This window comes from Streptomyces sp. A01, assembly GCF_059026195.1.
On sequence record NZ_JBWLKN010000047.1, the window covers coordinates 20991 to 37182 of the forward strand.

A 16192-nucleotide genomic window follows, 5' to 3' on the forward strand; every position below is an offset into this window, starting at 1 on the left:
AAGTGATACCGGTGAGCACCCCGGCTCGGCTCGTGGAAATCCTGTTCAACAAGGGAGCGCTGGGCGCAGACTGGGCAGAAAGTGTCGCTGCCGTGCAGCGTGAGCTGTTCGTGCCGGACACCATCGAGACGCCGCACCGGATCATCACGCGCGGTGAAACACCGGAGGCGTGGCTGACTGCGGTCTACGGTGATCTGCCGCTGACGACCCAGGTCAACGACGGCGCTGGTGCCGGTGGTGATGTCTACCGGTTGCCCACCTCGTCGACGTCGATGCCCTCGCTCATGCTGGAGATGCTGGGCCTGCTGGAGGTACGCGGAGGCCATCACGTGCTGGAGCTGGGTACCGGTACCGGTTACCACGCGGCCTGGCTGGCTCACCGGCTCGGCTCCTCCAGCGTGACCTCCGTGGAGATCGATCCGGTGCTCGCCCGGCAGGCGCGAGCGGCCGTCAAAGGTGCCGGGTACACGCCGCACATCGTGTGCGCGGCCGGCGAGGAGGGCTGCCCGCGGAACGCGCCGTATGACCGGGTCATCGCCACGTACACCGTGCCGGAGATCCCCTACGCCTGGGTCGAGCAGGCTCCGCACGGGCGGATCGTCGCGCCCTGGGGCGGCAGCTTCTTCGGTCACTCCTTCGCCGTTCTGGACGTGAACGAGGGACAGGCCCACGGCCGGTTCACCGGCTACCCCGCCTTCATGCGCTCCCGTACAGCACGGCCGCCACGCGGCTACCTGTCGGATTTCCTGCACCACAGGGACGAGGGGGCCGAGATCCGCACCAGCGTCTCGCCGCTGGACCTGGTGGGCGACAGCGACGCCCAGTTCTACATTGGCCTTGCCCTACCCGGGGCCTGGCACCTGCTGGTGGAGGCGGAGGACGGCAGCGACGAGGCCACCTGGTGGCTCCTGGCGGACGACAAGAAGTCCTGGGCGGCGGCGGAGTACGCACCCGGTCAGCGGGAGTACTCGGTCGACCAGTACGGGCCGCGCCGCCTGTGGGACGAGGCCGAGGCGGCCTATCGGACCTGGGTCAACAACGGCAGGCCCGGCCGCGATCAGGCCGGACTGACCGTCACGCCCGAGGGCCAGCACGTATGGCTGGACACCCCGGACCGCGTCATCGCCTGAGCGGGCTAGCCCGTCAGTCCGGCGGCGGTGCGCGGTGAAAGAAGGGGTTTCCCTCCCGCCCCAGTGGGTCGGCGGCGCTCAGAACTGGTCGGCGGCGATGGGGACGAGTTCCCGGCCGAGAGCGCGGGCGGCGAGTCCCAGGGACAGTCGGCCGAAGCCGAGGCTGCTGGGGACCGCGGCGAGCAAGAGACCGAGTGGGGCTGAGGGTTCGTCGTACGGATCGATGGGGGGGACGGTTGACCGATCGGCTGGGACCGCGGGTACTCGGCTTCGGCGCCGGTCCACAGCCTCGTTCCTCTACCGGTTCTTGCCCAGCCACGCCTGGAGGGTCAGCAACTCCGGGTACCGCTTGCGGAGCGCGGCGATATCGGCCTGGTACCCCTTTTCGTTGAACCAGTCGAACATCGTCGCCGCCTCCTCGGCCTGGGCCCGCAGTTCCTCGATCGGCTGCCGCTCGAAGCGAGTCGGGATGCCGTCGATCTTGGTGAACACATCGGCGATCTGCCGCACGGTCAGCTCGTCGCCAGCGATTTCCATCTTCTTGCCGATGAACTCGGCCGGCTTGTCGAACGCGTCCGCGGCGATCCGGCCGATGTCGACCAGCGCGATCATCTGCAGCGAGGTGTCCGCGTCCAGCGCGATCAAACCAACCCGCTCGCCGTTCTCCGCCTCCGGCACCGTCCACGGCCAGTTCTCCATGAAGAACACCGGCCGCAGCACCGTCGTGGGCACTGCGATGGCATCGATGTACGCCTCGATCTCCACCTTGGTCTCGAAGTGCGCGACGCCGGACTGGCGCTCGGCACCGCCAACGGAGCTGTAGACCAGGTGCGCGACACCCGCGGCTTGGGCCGCGTCGGCCACGTTCTTGCCCTGCCGCACCTCGACTTCGGGGTGCGGGTCGGCCAAGTCGGCGGGCTGCACGCTGAAGACGCCATGCACGCCATGCGCTGCCGCGCGCAGCGACCCCGGGTCGTCGAGGTCACCGGTGACCAGTTCCACGCCGAGCGCCTTGAGGTCTCTGGCCCCCTGCTTGTCCGGGTCACGGACAAGGGCGCGCACCAGCCAGCCGTTGTCGAGCAGCCTGCGGGCAACGGCGCCGCCCTGGCCGCCAGTCGCGCCCGTGACCAGGACGGTCTTCTTGTTCGGCACTGCGAGATCCTTCCAACGATGTCAGGGTGAAGCCGGTCCCACGGGAGCCGGCGGGAGTGGTGCTTGCTGCGGGTGAGCCGATCAGGGGCCGCTCTGCGACGCCCCCACGTGCAGACGCCCGGTGACGAGCGACCGGTGGGAGTCGACGACGTGACCGCTTCGGCGAACGTCTGGCCCATGCTGCGCAGTAGGTACGGACTTGCCTGTTCGAGATGAGGTCATGTCCGCGGCAGCTGCGGTCTCGCTGACGCTGCGCGGGCCGATCACGCCTGTGGCTCCGACGACGGCGATCTTCAACGAGGTGCTTTCTCCGGTGTGGGTGTGGAAACGGAGTCGTGTGAGCGGGTGGGTGCGGGAAGCTGTCCCGCGACGATCGCGGCGAGTGCGAGCGCGAACCCTACGAGCTGGATCGGGCCGAGCGTCTGGCCGAGCACGATGGCGCCGAGAACTGCGGCGACCAGTGGCGAGAGCAGGACGAGAACCGCGACAGAGGTGACGGGCAAGGTGGTGATGCCGCGGAACCACAGGACATAGGCGATCAGACCGCCAACCAGACCCAGCCAGAGGTAGCCGAGGGCGGCGGGAAGGTCGATGGCGGGTGGTGCCCCCTCAGTAAGAAATGTGACTGGCACCAGGAACAGGCCTCCTGCGGTGAGCTGCCAGCCGGCGAAAGCGGTGGGACTGGCCTCGGCGGGACGTCCCCAGCGCTTGGTGAGCGTCACCCCGAGGGCCATCGAGGCCGCGGTCGCCAGACCCGCCGCGATCCCGACGACGTCGAGTGCCGCATTCGGCCCGATCACTACCAAGCCGACGCCGACCACGCCGGCGACTCCCCAGGCGATGCGCCAGGCGGAGGGGCGCTCGTGCAGGACGGGCACGGCCAGAGCCGCGACGATGAGCGGCTGGGCGGCCGCCAGGGTGGCGGCCACTCCCCCGGGCAGGCGCTCGGCCGCTATGAACAGCAAGGGAAAGCACAGGCCGATGTTCAGCACGCCGAGTGCCGCGGCTTTCCCCCACCATGCTCCGCGCGGCAGAGTCCGGGAGATCGCCAGCGCGATCAGGCCGGCGGGCAGCGCACGCAGGAGTCCCGCGAACAGAGGATGTCCCTGCGGGAGGAACTCGGTGGTCACCACATAGGTCGTGCCCCACACCACGGGAGTGAACGCCGTCAGGGCGACACGCGGCAGCTTTCCAGACGGAGCACCGTTGCTGGCTCCGCCGGAAGCCCTTTGTACTACTGGACTGGTCATGCCCGCAGTCTCATCCAGCAGTGATCAATGAGTCCAACACATGTTTGTCACCTCATCGATCGCGATACAAGATAGATCCATGGATCTCCAGCAGATGCGCTACGTCGTCGCCGTCGCCGAGACGAACAGCTTCACCCGGGCCGCCGAACGATGTCTGGTCGTCCAGTCCGCCCTCAGCCACCAAATCGCGCGCCTGGAACGGGAACTTGGCACGAGACTCTTCGAGCGCACCAGCCGCCGGGTGCGGCTGACACCGGCCGGTGCGGCGTTTCTGCCCGCCGCCCGCCAGTGTCTGGACGCCGCCGAGCGTGCAGCCGCCGAGGTCGCCGCGGCTGTCGGCGAGGTACGCGGACGGCTCGCCGTGGGCCTGATCCCTACCGTCGCCGCGGTCGACATCCCAGGCGCCCTGCGCGACTTTCGCCAGCAGTACCCGCACGTGCGCATCGGCTTGCGGGTGGGCGCGAGCGAGGATCTCGTCGAGCAGGTCAAGCAAGGAGCCATCGACGTGGCTTTCCTCGGGCTGCCGACCACAGCGCGCCCTCAAGGTGTCGACGCCCGTGAACTCGCCCGTGACCGACTCGTCGCCGTGGTCGCGCCGGATCATCCACTCGCCGACGAAGCAACGGTCGACCTCCGCCGGCTTTCCTCCGAGGTGTTCGTGGACCTTCCGGCCGGGACAGCCGGACGTGCCCAATCCGACCAGGCCTTCGCAGCCGCTGGTCTCAGCCGCGACGTCGCCTTCGAAGTGACCACCGTCGACTTCCTCATGGCTCGACTGGTCAGACAGGGCCTCGGCATCGCCATGCTCCCCTCCGCCTACGCGCCGCAGCTCACCGGCGTCACCACCATCGAGGTCACTGACGCGCCAACCCGCGTCGAACACGTCATCTGGAGCCGCGTCAGCCGCACGCCCGCGGCGACCGCCTTCCTCACCCTTCTTGACATCCCAGCCACGCCCGGCACGGAAGGAACCCCTGCTGTTTCACAGGTGACCACTCAGGGCCACGAAGGGAAGGGTCGTCAGGCAGTGCCACCCAGCTCCGCGGAGTCCGGCACGACCCGCTGATGCGATCGCGCCGGACCATCCCCTACCTGGCTCCAGCCCGTGTGACCGCGGGCATGCGACCGCGCGCCACACATGACATATCGCCCGCCGGGCGTCACAGCATGACCGCTCCCACGGCGACCGCCGCCACTCCGATGAGAAGGGCCTGGAGGCTGAAGGTGCTGTCCAGTTTCCGGGAGTGGTGTTCGGCTGCGAGGTCTGGGGTGAAGACGGCCGGGTCGTCGGGGGCGTAGTGGAAGCGGCGCTGGACCACCGAGGCGGCGCAGTGCGCATCTGCCGAGACCGCTACAAGCCGACGCACCGCCGGTACACCTCATCGCTGGCCCAGGACGTCCGCACCGCGCTGGTGTGAAAGTCCGGCCGGACACCAGCCCTTGGCAGGCTGCCGTCGAAGAGCGCGTGCGGACGTGCCGGTTCGATGCCGTGGTCGAAAGCGCCTCCTCCATGGCCGCGATGTCGGGTGCGCTGGTGCGGGCGGCGGCGGCCAGGAACACGGTGGAGGGGTCGGTGGCGTGCAGGCCGATCAGCGCCTGGGCGACGTCCGGCATCCGCGCGGCGTGGCAGGAGGGCGCGAGGAGGTGGCGGACGCCGAGGCGGGCGCGGCGCTCGGCGGCGCCGACGCGGCGGGGGCTCATGCGTCCGTGTCCGTACCGGTCGGCGTGGCCTGGGTGATGCATGGCCGTTCCCTACCCGACGTCGAACTCGGCCCGCCAGGCAAGCTCTGGACCACCCGGGCAACCCGCAACCTCGCCGCCACTCTCGAACGGCTCCCTGTCGACCGACAGCTCGAAGAGGCCCTCACCCACGGCGCCGACCCACGGCGCCGACCCACTCCACCTTGCCCTCGTCTTTGGCATCGATGAGAAGACCGCCATCCGCTACGCGGACTCGGCTCGTCGCCTCCTGGCAACCAACCCTGAACGCCATGAAAGCATCAAGGAGTGATCAAAGCTGAGGACCTGGTCGGAAGGCGCCTGCTGCAGGTGACAACGTCCTGGCACCTCTACCCGGAGACCGAGCCGTCCCTCCTGCACATGTGGCTACACATGGACGGCCTCGGCCCCGTCCGGTTCCACACACCCGGTGATGGCTTGATCCTGGAGATCGACCAGCCCCACGGCTCCTACGACATGGACGAATACGGCCGCACCACGGTCGAGGACGATCTACGGGACTTCCCGATGAGTCCGTTCGTCGGCGAGCAGGTCCTCTCCGTCCGAGAGATCCGGTATCGGGACGGGAACCTCGCCTTCGCCGTCGGCTTCACCGTTCAGTTCCCCAGCGGGAGAATCCGCGTCCTCGACATCGCCGACGAGCTTGTCCTCGCCCACGACCAGCGCCTGGGCCCGGCCGAGGCGCATCTCCACGAGACGACGACCCATGCGGCCCCAGATCCCTCGCCGTGAGTTCGGAGCGAACCCGCAGGTCCGTCTCTGCACAGCACAGCATCGGACCCTCGGGTTCCCGTTGAAGGACCTTCACTTCGCCTGAACCCACGGGACTCCGGGCCCCGGGCTCTTGTCTCTGATCCCAGCCGCAAAGTAGCGGTCGAGCTCGTTGTCAGTCGATGGCCTGGTAGAGCGTGGTCCAGAAGTCGTTCATGGCACGCGGAGAATCCGGGGTGGACAGTCCGACCTGGGTGAGCAGGACTCCGGTGAGCTGGTTGGTCCTGTCTGCGTAGGCGGTGGTGCCGGTACCGCCGAACCAGCCGAACTGGCCGATGGGCGCGTAGTCGCCGCGATAGGTGCGTACCGCCATCCCGAAGCCCCAGCCGCCGTTCGCCCCCTGGCCGGACGACAGGTGGGCGACGTTGCTGAACATGGCACCCCGGGCGGCTAGTTGCTCGGGCGAGAGACGGTTGGTGGTCATCAGCTCTACGGCGGCCCGGGACAAGATGCGTTCACTCCCGTGCATCCCGTGGTTCAGCAGCATCTGGAAGTAGGCGTGGTAGTCGTCGGCGGTGGAGACCAGCCCGCCGCCGGCGCCCTGGAACGCGGGAGGCACGCTGGACCTTCCCCCTGCCGCCTCGTCCCACACGACGAACTCGCCGGTCTGCGGGTCGGGCCCGTACAGGGGCGGCAGTCGGTCGATCTTGTCGGCGGGCACGTGGAAGGCGGTGTCCTTCATCCCCAGCGGATCGAGGATGCGTGTCCGCAGGAACGTCTCCAACGACTGTCCCGTGACCCTGGAGACAAGCACACCGACTACCTCGTTGCTGAGGTCGTACTGCCACCGCACTCCGGGCTGGTACTGCAGCGGCAGCTCGCCGAGGCGGCGCATCCACTCGTCCGGCTCGGGCGCCGGCCTGGACGCCACGCTGTAGTCGAGACGCTCGAAGGTCGCGGCCCTGATCGGGGAAGCCATCGACTCGAAGTCCACTCCGAGCCCGAACGTGGAGGTCAGCAGGTCCCGTACGGTGATCGGCCGCTGTGCCGGCACGGTGTCGTCCAGCGGTCCGTCGGGCCGCTTCAACACCTGCCGGTCGGCAAGTTCGGGCAGCCACTGGTCCACCGGGTCGTCCAGCCGCAGCCGACACTCGTCGAGCAGGATCATCGCCGCCGCCATCGTGACCGGTTTGGACGTGGACGCCATCCGGAAGATCGTGTCCCGGCGCATCGGCGAGCCGCCGTCATGACGCATCGTCCCGATCGCCTCGACGTGCGTCTGGCCGCCGCGGCTGACCAGGGCGACAAGGCCGGGAATCTTCTTGGACTCGACATGCCGTGCCAGCACCTCGCGCAGTCGGCGCAGCCCTGCCTCGGAGAAGCCGCTGTTGCTTGTTCCCATGATGAATCTCCTCTTCACAGTGTTCGTTCCCACGGCGGCCCTGGTGGCTGCCTGGCCCTTCGAGCGGCCATGTGCAGAGCCTGCACCCTTGACCCAAGGTCAAGGTCAACCCTCTATCGCGATCACGGGGTGACCGGCACCGATCGCAGGCGTCCCGGTCCTTTTTGGCGGCAGGGGGATGGGCTGGAACTGGTGCGCGCTATCCTCGCCTCTGTGATCGTCCGGACTTCCCGGCCGTCGCCGACGCGGTTCGCGAGACCGCAGCCGTCCACGATCTGGAGGTGCGCTGAGCCGATGGCAGACGGGCTCACGATCGGTCAGGCGGCGGCGTTCGTTGGTGTCACGATCAAGACCGTGCGGCACTATCACCGGCTCGGCCTGGTCGCCGAGCCGGATCGCGACGGTTCCGGCTACCGCCGTTACCGATCGGGCGAGCTGTTCCGGCTGGTCCAGGTCCGGACCCTGGCCGCGGCCGGCGTGCCGCTGGCCGAGATCGGTGACCTGCTCGACGCCGATCCCAAGACGTTCGCCGCCACCCTGGACAACGTCCATCACCAGCTCACCGAACGGATCGAAGACCTGATCGCGCGCCGCGACAGGCTGCACCGTCTCGACCATGGCGACCGGGCCCTGCTGCCCGACCGGGCCTGCGCGGTCTTGGACCGACTCGCTGAACTCGGCTTCAGTCCCGACTACGTGGTTGGTCAACGGGAGGCTCTGGTGCTGGCCCGGGCGCTGGTCCCGGAGATCTTCGACAGCTTCCTGACCCGGCTTGAACATTCGCTTGACGATCCCGAGTCCGTCGAGCTGACCAAGCGCGGTTGGGAGGCGAGGGCCTGGGATCCGGACGACCCGCGGATCGAGGAGCTGGCGTCCACGCTGGCCGACAAGCTGCTGACCAACCGCGAGCTGCTGGCGATGCCGAGCGGGTTTCGGAGCCAGTCCGACGCCGCCTCCCGGTACGGAATGGTCAACCACCACCGGGAGGACCAGTCACCGTCCATCGCCCGGTTGAACACGCTGGTCGAGGCGAACCTGCGCGCAGCCGGCATCGCCGTTCCGAGTCAGTGACGGCTCCGCCGACTGATCACCCTCGGACTCACCCGGACCGGCGACACCTGGCAACTCATCCCGGCCACCGCATAGCGAAGGGCCGCCCGACCCACAGCCGGGCAGCCTCACAACAAGATTTCCAGCAACCTTCTAGCTTCGTCACCCGGAGCGTCGGATGGCCCGGGCTGTACCTCGGCAACCGTGGCCCGCATCACGGCCAGGTCGATCGCTCGCCGGTGGGTCACCTCCGGGGAAACGCGCGCGGCCCACCGCTGCCACTCGGTGGCGGAGTCGAGATCGCTGTTGCTGAGGCGCCTTCCCTCCGTACGAGCCCGATCACCTGCCCGACGGGTCGCTGGCGAACTGCGCCCAGCAGTACGCCTGATATGCGGCGTCCGAGCGCCTGTCCGCTTGCTCTGTCATGCCCCGCCCCATCCAGTCGACGACCGGTTGACGTACCGACACTACCCAAGCTCCAGGGGGCCGACTCTTAGCTCTTGCCCTGTCACTGCTCAGCGCGGAGACGCTTCGGACAAGCGTGGGGCTCGGCGGGAGATCGTCAAGTCCCGCGTCCGTAGCTGCCTTGCCTGCGCTGGCGGGTGACGTCGTGGGCCTGCGGGGCGGTGATGGCAAGGCAGGAGGCGATCGAGGGCGTAGCCCCCACTCTTTACGACCTCGCCGCGGGCGATGCGCCTGGTCTGGCCGAGACTCTTTCTCTGGCGAGACCGGAGAAGATTGGGCGGCACCAGGTATTGCTAGCCTGCCAAATCAGTGCCGCCCCGACGCGAAAGGAACCTCAGGTGCGAGTTTTGTGTCAGGTGGAGCACAAACGTACTCAAGTCTTCCGGAGCCTGGCTCTCGGGTTGGCGGCCATCCTTATGGCTGGCGGGTGCACGCTAGCCTCGGACAACGAGGGAGGAAAGGTGACGAACAAGGGAAAAGCGGCGACGCCGGCGGCAGCGATGAAGGCGATGCGCCCGGATGTCGAGAACGTCTTGAAGGATACCCTGCCGGGATTTCCTATTGATGAAATAAATTCTAGCGACCAAGAGTGCGGAGGCCCGGACTACATCGACAGCAGGGATGCTAGCAAGCTCATCCGTTCCACCCTCCTTTAAGTTGGGGTGCGGCTGCGGACAGTCGGTTGCCGAAGGATTTGCTGGATGACGCGGTTGGCGCATTCGAAAAGCTGAAATGGGAGGTGACCTACCGGAAGGAAAATCCGAGCGGGACCAGAATTAGAATGGCCAAGTCGGAAATCCCCGGCAAAATCGGACTGACAGCAGAGCGATTTAAAACAACATCAGGGAAGACTGCCCCTATTTTGCGGGCACTTCTCACTACAGACTGCCTGCGAAATCCTGACCGGGAGGGATGATTGCCAGCGAACAGCCTGCTTCCTCCATGCGCCGCATCTTCTAGATCGGAGCCGAGAGCAACCCCCCGGTCCTCCGAGAGGGAGAAAAGGTACTGAGATGGCGAAACAAAAGAACGTTGTGCACGAGGTGAGGGCGGTCATCGCCGCGGTGCTGCCTGATGCGGTCTTTATGGAGCTGGAATCGCCTCTGTCCGAAAAAGCGGCTCACCGGCTGGGGGCGGGCCCCTCTGACGAGCGTCCGGCAGGCGTCCTCATGGATCAGTTGCTCACAGAGCTTGCGGCAGCTGGCTGGAAGGCGACGAAGCCGGAGGTGGAGGAGGACGGCATCTCCATCTACGCGGTCAAGCGCGACGTGGGTGGAGGAGTGTTCTCTCTCCTGACCGCCGGCGTAGCCTTTCACGAGTTTGCGTAAGCCCTGCCTCCGCTGCGCTACTGCGCCTGATCCGTCCCTCGTCAGGGTGGATTGGTCGGAGCCCGCAACAGCATGACGTTCCATCGAGGAACAGAGACACGGAAGGCGCTACGCCCGTTTTCGAGCGCGTGGCTCCTGTAGGTGCCTGATCGGGCTCGACGTCCTCGGAGAGGCAGAACCGTCCTGGCTGTCGTCGCTGCTCCCGGCGTTCACCATGCGCAGTACCTTGCGTCGGCGAATGGTGAGGCCGACGGTGCCTGCGAGTAGGAGAGGGGCCAGGATCAGGCAGACCGCCATGGGCAGCGTGACCGATGGCGGGTCGTCCACCCACTGCTTCGTCAGAACCCGGTCCGGGTCGTGGGGGTCGTAGACGACGGGGACGGTGGAGCCGCTCGACAGGCCCTCCGGCCGCTCACCGCCCCACTCGCTCAGAGCCGTCTCGACGGTGTCCTTGGGTCCGTCGAAACGCACCTTGATATTGCCCGCGTTGCCGAACCTGTCCTTGGGCGAAGCGGTGACCTCCGCGTACGCGGTCACCCCGCGCGAGCGCAGATCAGCCACCAGCGCTCGGGACGGCAGCCACAAGAAGAAGACGAAAACCACGCAGGTAAGCACGAAGAAAACGAAGAAGCACAGGATGAGTCGGCGCTGCGGCAAGGGCAGGCGCGGTCGTCTGCGGATACGCACTCCCTCCTCCACGGCCAGCCAGTGCACCGATTTCGGCGGTTGCTGCCACTCCGCCGACCGCCGCTTCTGCTTCTCCCGCCCCATGGCGACCCGTTCTCGCTTGCTCGTGGAGGTTCGCGCTTCCTACGCAAAACCCGGGCTCAGCTTGTCTTTAACCCCGGAATGCTACCGGCGCTCCGTCCGATGAGGAGAACGTCCGGCAGCGGGTACAGTCCCGGCGAGCCGATCGGAGCCGGGGGCAGCGTGAACAGCGCAATCAGCCAGATCGTGATCGCGGTTCTGGGCGTCGGCGGCACGCTCGCCAGGTCACAAGCCTGGTCAAGGGGCTTCCAGACAGCAGGACCACCTCTACTCCTGACTCCGACCCGGCGGAGGAAGGAGTGAGGCCCTGTCCTCCACCCCGCGTCAGCGCGGTCTGGCGATCGGCATGCTGGCCCGCGTACGGATGGCCACCGCGCTGCAGATCGCCACGGTGACGACGGAGAACCGGGTCGGCGACGGCTACGTCCGCAGAGCGCTGCGTGATCTGGAGACGCTCGGGTTCGTCGGCCACGGCAAGTCCGGTCGGCACAACGTGTACCACCTGACGACGGCTGGGCAGCGGGCCGTGCTGGAGAGCGGTGAGATCCCGATCCGCCCGAACGCGGCGACGGGCGAGAAGGCGATAGCCGCCGGCCTGGCCGAGCACGGTTTGGCCGTCACCGAGACCCTGGTGAACTGGAACGCCGCTCTCATGGACTGGAACGTCGAGGTCGCCCACCCCATCGACAAGATGCGCGGCGTCGTGTCCGACGCGGTGCTGCACCGACCGAACCGCGGTGCCGAAGTCGAGGTCGTCGAGGTCGACCGCTTCACGATGTCGATGTCCCGGCTCGTCGAGAAGCTGTACGCGTACGAGGCGTACAGCCGGGCGACGTACTGGGAGGGCGAACGCGGCACGATCGGCACCACGCGCCTGCTGTGGCGCCAGCGGTACCGGCACAGTCAGCGGTTCCCCGTCGTGCGCCTGGTGCTGGGCAACGGCGATGAGGAGGCGCTGAACCGGCGGGCGGCGCGGCTGGAGCGGCGCATCCGCGGCATCGGCATCCGGATCGACTACGCCCCGCTGCCGATGCTCCAGCGCCTCCCGTACGACCAGTGGGAGTGGCGGTCGATCGGCTGTCTTGACGATCAGGTGGCTCGGCTCGCGGCGTGACCCGTGCCCGGCGTCGAGCGGCGCTGATGGCTGATCCGGCACCCCGGGGTCGGCCTTCATCTCACGGCCCGGAGGCTGACCTGCCACCGTGCTAAGAGCCGTCATTCTCGCTGCCGCTGCAAGGGCGTCGCCCGCTGACGCGCCGCCACATCTTCGTCACAGACGATCCGTGCCCCTACCGGCTTAGCGATGGTGCCCTTCTCGCACCGATGTGTTTTCCACCGGCCGGAGACGCACCGGTCGAAGTGACGCGGTTCGTCAGCGTGCCCGCGGAATGTGCCTTCTGTGCATGAGATTACCGCTGACCTGACATGGGCAGACGCCTCCGTCGCAGTCGGGGCGAGCGGCGTCACACTGAGCAGGAGAGATGCGGCAAACGTGCGTCGTAGATTGATCACGCTGAATCAACGACGCATCAACTCGTTGGCAACGCACGAGTCGCTCAGGTGAGGCCGGCGGAGGCGTTGTCGTCCCAGCCGTCGTCGCGCTGCATGTAGCCGAGCATCGAGCGGGAGTGCCGGGCCCAGCCGCCCTGGTCGGCGATGGCGATGCCGTCGCGGCCCTTGCGGCGGGCGACGGAGGCCAGGCCGATGCGCAGGGAGTGCCCGGTCCAGGCGATCGGCACCGCGGCCCGCTTCGAGATCCGCTTGATGGCGCGGGTGACGGAGTCCGGGCCCATGCCGCCGGTGACGTGGCCCCACCGGTCGATGCCGACGAACGCCGGGGTGGAGGGGGCGGCCCACCGCGGGCCGTGTGCGGCCACCAGGCGGGTGCGGTAGGCGGTCCAGGCCCGCACCGGGCAGATCTCGGGATCGTCGGCGTAACGGATCTTCGCGTTGCGCACGCTGTGCTTGGTCTTGCCGGTGAGCACCGCGATGACCAGGCCGCGCGGGTGCAGGGTGATGTCACCGGTCAGCAGTCCGGCCGGGTCCTGGGAGCGGCTGGCGTAGTGGAACCCGGTCAGGGTGAGCGCCTTGTCCCGGTCGCCGGTGAGGGTGTCGGGGCAAGCGCGGGCGAGGGCGCGCAGGCCGTCGATGTCGGCGCCGACCGCCTGCCCGCGGCCGCGCCGTTCCCCGGCCTGCAGGAGCTTGACCGCCAGGCCCTCAAGGGCGGCGCGGGCCTCGGCCTGGTCGTCGCCGGAGACCGTCACGCCGCGCTCGCGCAGTCCGACGACGGCGGCCGCCAGGTAGGTGGAAGCCGACGACGGGGCGTAGCCCGTGCCGTTGTGCTGGCCCTCGCGCAGCATCCACGTCACGAACGCCACCAGGGAGCCCCGGGTGGCCTCCAGTTCCGGCAGTTCGGTGACGGCGCAGAACCGGGTCCACACCCGCCACGACTTGTTGTAGGTGTCGACGGTGTTGTCCGGGGTGATCTCCTTCGCCACCGCGTCGGCCAGGTCCTCGGCCTCGGCCAGGCGGCGCGCGGTGTCGACGCCATGGCGTTCGGCCCACCGCTCGATGAGCGCCTGGCGCTCGGCGGCCGCCGGGTCCAGCACCGCCGGGGCCCCCTCCGGCTCGGCGACGTCGCCGGCGGCCGCCGTCTCGACCGTGACCGTCACTTCGTTACTCCCTCCGTCTGGTAGCCGTGGGTGGTCAGCCACCGGCCGACCACCTCCGTCTGCTGCTTGGCCCGCTCCCACGCCTCCCGGGGACCGCGCCCGAAGAGGGCGTCCTGCGCGGCGTTGATGGCGTTCTGCTGGGCCCAGCCGTAGACGAACTGCGGGGTGTTGCCCTCCAGCCGTCCGTGCTCCTCCCACGCGGTGTGCTCGGCGGCCGCCGCCTCGATCAGGGCGGGGTGCCCCTCCTCGGCGGCCCTCGCGGCGACGTCGTGCAGGTAGTAGGCGATGAACGCCCGGGCGGTCGCGTCGTCGCCCTCGTTCACCCCCGTCACCGGCCCTCCTCCGGGACGCGGACGACGGCGAGCTTGGGCGGCTGGTCCCCGGCGGGGGCATGCTCGGCGGCGAGCAGCGCCTTGGCCATGTCGTACTCGCTGACGGTCGGTCTGCCGGTGTTCGCGCGGTCCCGGGTTCCGGCCGCGAGCAGCTGCTCGATGAGCGGCTCATCCTCGGGCGCGCTCGCCCGGCTCCGGGTACGCGGTCCCCCGGCACAGCTTCCTTCTCCAGCCCGACGCCGACCTGGGCACGGGCGAACTCACTATCGCAGGAAGCGGCGCACCGCCCTTCTGACGCGCCCCTACGAGTCACCGCTCTGGCGACCCACTACTTGACTTGCTAAGAGCCACCGAGACCGCCAACAGGCAGGAGCCCGCCATGCCCCACCTTGATGCCGGACAGGTCGTCGTCCACCTCTATGGAGGGAGCCAGGAGGCGGCCGACGCTGTCATCGGTGCTGTGGAGCGAGTCTTCCCGGCGCAACCTGAAGCCCACCGTGGCTTCGTGAGCGACTTCCCCACGGGGACCCCAAACAGATGCTGGTGCACCGTCAATGCGAGCCAGATGCCGGTCACCGTTGGGGGAGCACGTGCTGGACTGGCGCCGGCCGACGCAGGCGGCATTACCGCCGTCCTGCGGTCGGTCGAGCTCCACCATGCTCTCGACGTCGCCCAGGAGCTGAAGGACAACTTCGACGCCGAGGAGGTGAACAGGGATACCGACCAGGGCCTGTCCGTTGTGACCCTGACCATCACCCCTGGCCGCAGCCCTCCGGTGTAGGGCGCCCACCGCACCCGGCGTGACATCGCGGCGACGGCTTCAACCCCGGATCGCCCTGGACCTGGGCCTGGGGTTGCTCGCGCTCGCGGCCGTGCGCGGAGGGCTGCGACGGGTCGGCGCACCCGACGGCGCTGTGCCGGGCCTGGCGGCCGAAGGACGCGAAGGGCGCCTCGTGGGCGGTGCGCCGGTCTGCAGAGCTGCCGGGCGGCCGCCCCGCCACGGTGTACGCGGCCGAGTGGGGCGAGGACGGCCCGCCCGTCGCCTACCGGGTGCGGGATCTCGTCCCCGGCACGCACGGCAACGTGGGCCGCCTCGTGCCGTCGCTCACCAGTGACGAGCTGCCCCCGGCCGCCGACTGTGACCTGGTCGCGGTTGAGCGACCGCCGCGCATCGCGAGTATCCGTCGCTTGACGACACATCTGGTGGGCCGGACGGTACTGGGGGTTCACGAGTAGATCAGATCAGGCACGCCCCTTGCTGTCGTCGCTGTCCCGCCCCGTCTGGCGCTGGAGTGTCAGTGCCTCCACCTACTCTGTTCGCCGTGGCGGAGATGCCAGGGGGAAATGTGATAAGCGCAGCGGAGACCGCAATTTCGCGAGACAGGGGGGATCAGCCGCTCTGGGTGTGGCTTGCCGTGCTGACTGCCCACAACAGGCTGTGTACGTACTGTGCCGACAAGGAGTCCGTCACGCTGGAGCACGAAGTGCCGCTGGCGGACAAGGGCCGCGACATCTGGTGGAACCTCGTGCCGGCCTGCGACCGCTGCAACTGGTCGAAGGGGGCGAAGACTGCCACCGAGTGGAAAGTCGATATGGAGAGGGCCTACCAGTACCCTCGCGCAGGCTTCACAAAGCCCAAGCTCCCCTTGGAGGCTGTGCTCGGCATTCGCGAGCGGGTGGCCAAGGTGCAGCGGCAGATACAGGAGTCCGTCCGGCTCCAGTGGTTCGAGCAGCACTACGGAGACGAAAAGAAGCCGCGTCCGCGCAGAGAGATCCACAAACGTCTAGAGCTATGCGTACGGGAGTTGGCGGGGTATCGCTTCCCGCCGTGGACGTACCCAGAGGTCAAGGAATCCTCGAAGCGATGCACCCGCCGTGTGTGCTGCGGCTGGACAAGCCCTGATGTTTGGTGGGAGTTCATCATCCTGCCCGAGGAGTATCGGGAGCGCGCACAACAGGCGGCCTACGACGAGGGTCTCTACATCGGCGATCTTCTGGGTGAAGCGGTGAAGAGTTACCTGACCGACCGGCAGCGGCACATGTGAATAGGGGGTGCTTTCGAACAGTGGGGAATGCAGCGAAGAATGCCGCTGAACTGCGAAGACGCAGAGCTGAGGGCTAGTTGTTCTGTCCGGGGAGGTTGTGGACAGGTGAGCCAGGTCTCGGCTGAGGGATCTTGAACAGGTGAGGGC

The 16192-nt window shown here is 68.1% G+C and carries 18 protein-coding genes; 11 read left to right on the forward strand and 7 right to left on the reverse strand.

The window, feature by feature from the left end:
* Positions 1 to 11 precede the first annotated feature (11 nt).
* A complete protein-coding gene (locus AC5P1B_RS34235; RefSeq protein ID WP_493891918.1) occupies positions 12 to 1130 on the forward strand; it encodes a methyltransferase domain-containing protein in 1119 nt (372 codons plus the stop codon).
* A gap of 297 nt (positions 1131 to 1427) precedes the next feature.
* On the opposite strand, the gene AC5P1B_RS34240 is transcribed toward AC5P1B_RS34235, so the two are convergent.
* Positions 1428 to 2282: an NmrA/HSCARG family protein gene (locus AC5P1B_RS34240; RefSeq protein ID WP_493891919.1), complete on the reverse strand. Its 855-nt coding sequence runs from the start codon at positions 2280 to 2282 to the stop codon at positions 1428 to 1430.
* A 293-nt stretch (positions 2283 to 2575) separates the two neighbouring features.
* Positions 2576 to 3532 carry an EamA family transporter gene (locus tag AC5P1B_RS34245; protein ID WP_493891920.1) on the reverse strand — a complete coding sequence of 319 codons (957 nt, stop codon included), beginning with the start codon at positions 3530 to 3532 and terminating at the stop codon, positions 2576 to 2578.
* A gap of 79 nt (positions 3533 to 3611) precedes the next feature.
* On the opposite strand from AC5P1B_RS34245, the gene AC5P1B_RS34250 reads away from it, so the two are divergent.
* On the forward strand, positions 3612 to 4598 hold the full coding sequence (locus tag AC5P1B_RS34250; RefSeq protein WP_493891934.1) for a LysR family transcriptional regulator: 987 nt from the start codon (positions 3612 to 3614) through the stop codon (positions 4596 to 4598).
* A gap of 94 nt (positions 4599 to 4692) precedes the next feature.
* Here the strand turns inward: AC5P1B_RS34250 and AC5P1B_RS34255 are convergent, their stop codons facing one another.
* Positions 4693 to 4899: a hypothetical protein gene (locus AC5P1B_RS34255; protein WP_493891921.1), complete on the reverse strand. Its 207-nt coding sequence runs from the start codon at positions 4897 to 4899 to the stop codon at positions 4693 to 4695.
* A 211-nt stretch (positions 4900 to 5110) separates the two neighbouring features.
* Between AC5P1B_RS34255 and AC5P1B_RS34260 the strand changes: the two genes are divergently transcribed.
* Together AC5P1B_RS34260 and AC5P1B_RS34265 are read left to right on the forward strand one after the other, a co-directional pair.
* Positions 5111 to 5461, forward strand: a complete 351-nt coding sequence (locus tag AC5P1B_RS34260; protein WP_493891922.1) for a hypothetical protein — start codon at positions 5111 to 5113, stop codon at positions 5459 to 5461.
* Between the two features lie 78 nt (positions 5462 to 5539).
* Complete coding sequence (locus AC5P1B_RS34265) at positions 5540 to 6004, forward strand: hypothetical protein (RefSeq protein WP_493891923.1); 465 nt, start codon at positions 5540 to 5542, stop codon at positions 6002 to 6004.
* A gap of 154 nt (positions 6005 to 6158) precedes the next feature.
* Here the strand turns inward: AC5P1B_RS34265 and AC5P1B_RS34270 are convergent, their stop codons facing one another.
* Entirely contained in the window at positions 6159 to 7385 is a 1227-nt protein-coding gene (locus AC5P1B_RS34270) for a serine hydrolase domain-containing protein (RefSeq protein ID WP_493891924.1), read from the reverse strand.
* A 129-nt stretch (positions 7386 to 7514) separates the two neighbouring features.
* On the opposite strand from AC5P1B_RS34270, the gene AC5P1B_RS34275 reads away from it, so the two are divergent.
* The 3 genes from AC5P1B_RS34275 (at position 7515) to AC5P1B_RS34285 (ending at position 10228) form a co-directional block, all read left to right on the forward strand.
* On the forward strand, positions 7515 to 8456 hold the full coding sequence (locus AC5P1B_RS34275; protein WP_493891925.1) for a MerR family transcriptional regulator: 942 nt from the start codon (positions 7515 to 7517) through the stop codon (positions 8454 to 8456).
* 905 nt (positions 8457 to 9361) lie between these two features.
* On the forward strand, positions 9362 to 9556 hold the full coding sequence (locus AC5P1B_RS34280) for a hypothetical protein (RefSeq protein WP_493891926.1): 195 nt from the start codon (positions 9362 to 9364) through the stop codon (positions 9554 to 9556).
* Between the two features lie 357 nt (positions 9557 to 9913).
* On the forward strand, positions 9914 to 10228 hold the full coding sequence (locus AC5P1B_RS34285; RefSeq protein WP_493891927.1) for a hypothetical protein: 315 nt from the start codon (positions 9914 to 9916) through the stop codon (positions 10226 to 10228).
* 108 nt (positions 10229 to 10336) lie between these two features.
* Here AC5P1B_RS34285 and AC5P1B_RS34290 read toward each other — a convergent pair whose 3' ends face one another.
* A complete protein-coding gene (locus tag AC5P1B_RS34290) occupies positions 10337 to 10999 on the reverse strand; it encodes a hypothetical protein (RefSeq protein ID WP_493891928.1) in 663 nt (220 codons plus the stop codon).
* A 343-nt stretch (positions 11000 to 11342) separates the two neighbouring features.
* Here AC5P1B_RS34290 and AC5P1B_RS34295 point away from each other — a divergent pair, with 343 nt between their 5' ends.
* The gene (locus AC5P1B_RS34295) at positions 11343 to 12110 is read left to right on the forward strand and encodes a replication-relaxation family protein (RefSeq protein WP_493891929.1); all 768 of its coding nucleotides are present in this window, start codon (positions 11343 to 11345) and stop codon (positions 12108 to 12110) included.
* 442 nt (positions 12111 to 12552) lie between these two features.
* On the opposite strand, the gene AC5P1B_RS34300 is transcribed toward AC5P1B_RS34295, so the two are convergent.
* Together AC5P1B_RS34300 and AC5P1B_RS34305 are read right to left on the reverse strand one after the other, a co-directional pair.
* Entirely contained in the window at positions 12553 to 13668 is a 1116-nt protein-coding gene (locus tag AC5P1B_RS34300) for a site-specific integrase (protein WP_493891930.1), read from the reverse strand.
* Positions 13665 to 14000: a hypothetical protein gene (locus AC5P1B_RS34305; RefSeq protein WP_493891931.1), complete on the reverse strand. Its 336-nt coding sequence runs from the start codon at positions 13998 to 14000 to the stop codon at positions 13665 to 13667. Before AC5P1B_RS34305 ends, AC5P1B_RS34300 begins: the two co-directional genes overlap by 4 nt.
* 379 nt (positions 14001 to 14379) lie before the next feature.
* Here AC5P1B_RS34305 and AC5P1B_RS34310 point away from each other — a divergent pair, with 379 nt between their 5' ends.
* The 3 genes from AC5P1B_RS34310 to AC5P1B_RS34320 all read left to right on the forward strand — a co-directional run bounded on the left by AC5P1B_RS34310 (position 14380) and on the right by AC5P1B_RS34320 (position 16045).
* Positions 14380 to 14781 carry a hypothetical protein gene (locus AC5P1B_RS34310; protein ID WP_493891932.1) on the forward strand — a complete coding sequence of 134 codons (402 nt, stop codon included), beginning with the start codon at positions 14380 to 14382 and terminating at the stop codon, positions 14779 to 14781.
* A gap of 179 nt (positions 14782 to 14960) precedes the next feature.
* A complete protein-coding gene (locus AC5P1B_RS34315; protein WP_493891933.1) occupies positions 14961 to 15236 on the forward strand; it encodes a hypothetical protein in 276 nt (91 codons plus the stop codon).
* A gap of 95 nt (positions 15237 to 15331) precedes the next feature.
* On the forward strand, positions 15332 to 16045 hold the full coding sequence (locus AC5P1B_RS34320; protein ID WP_493891935.1) for an HNH endonuclease: 714 nt from the start codon (positions 15332 to 15334) through the stop codon (positions 16043 to 16045).
* Positions 16046 to 16192 lie beyond the last annotated feature (147 nt).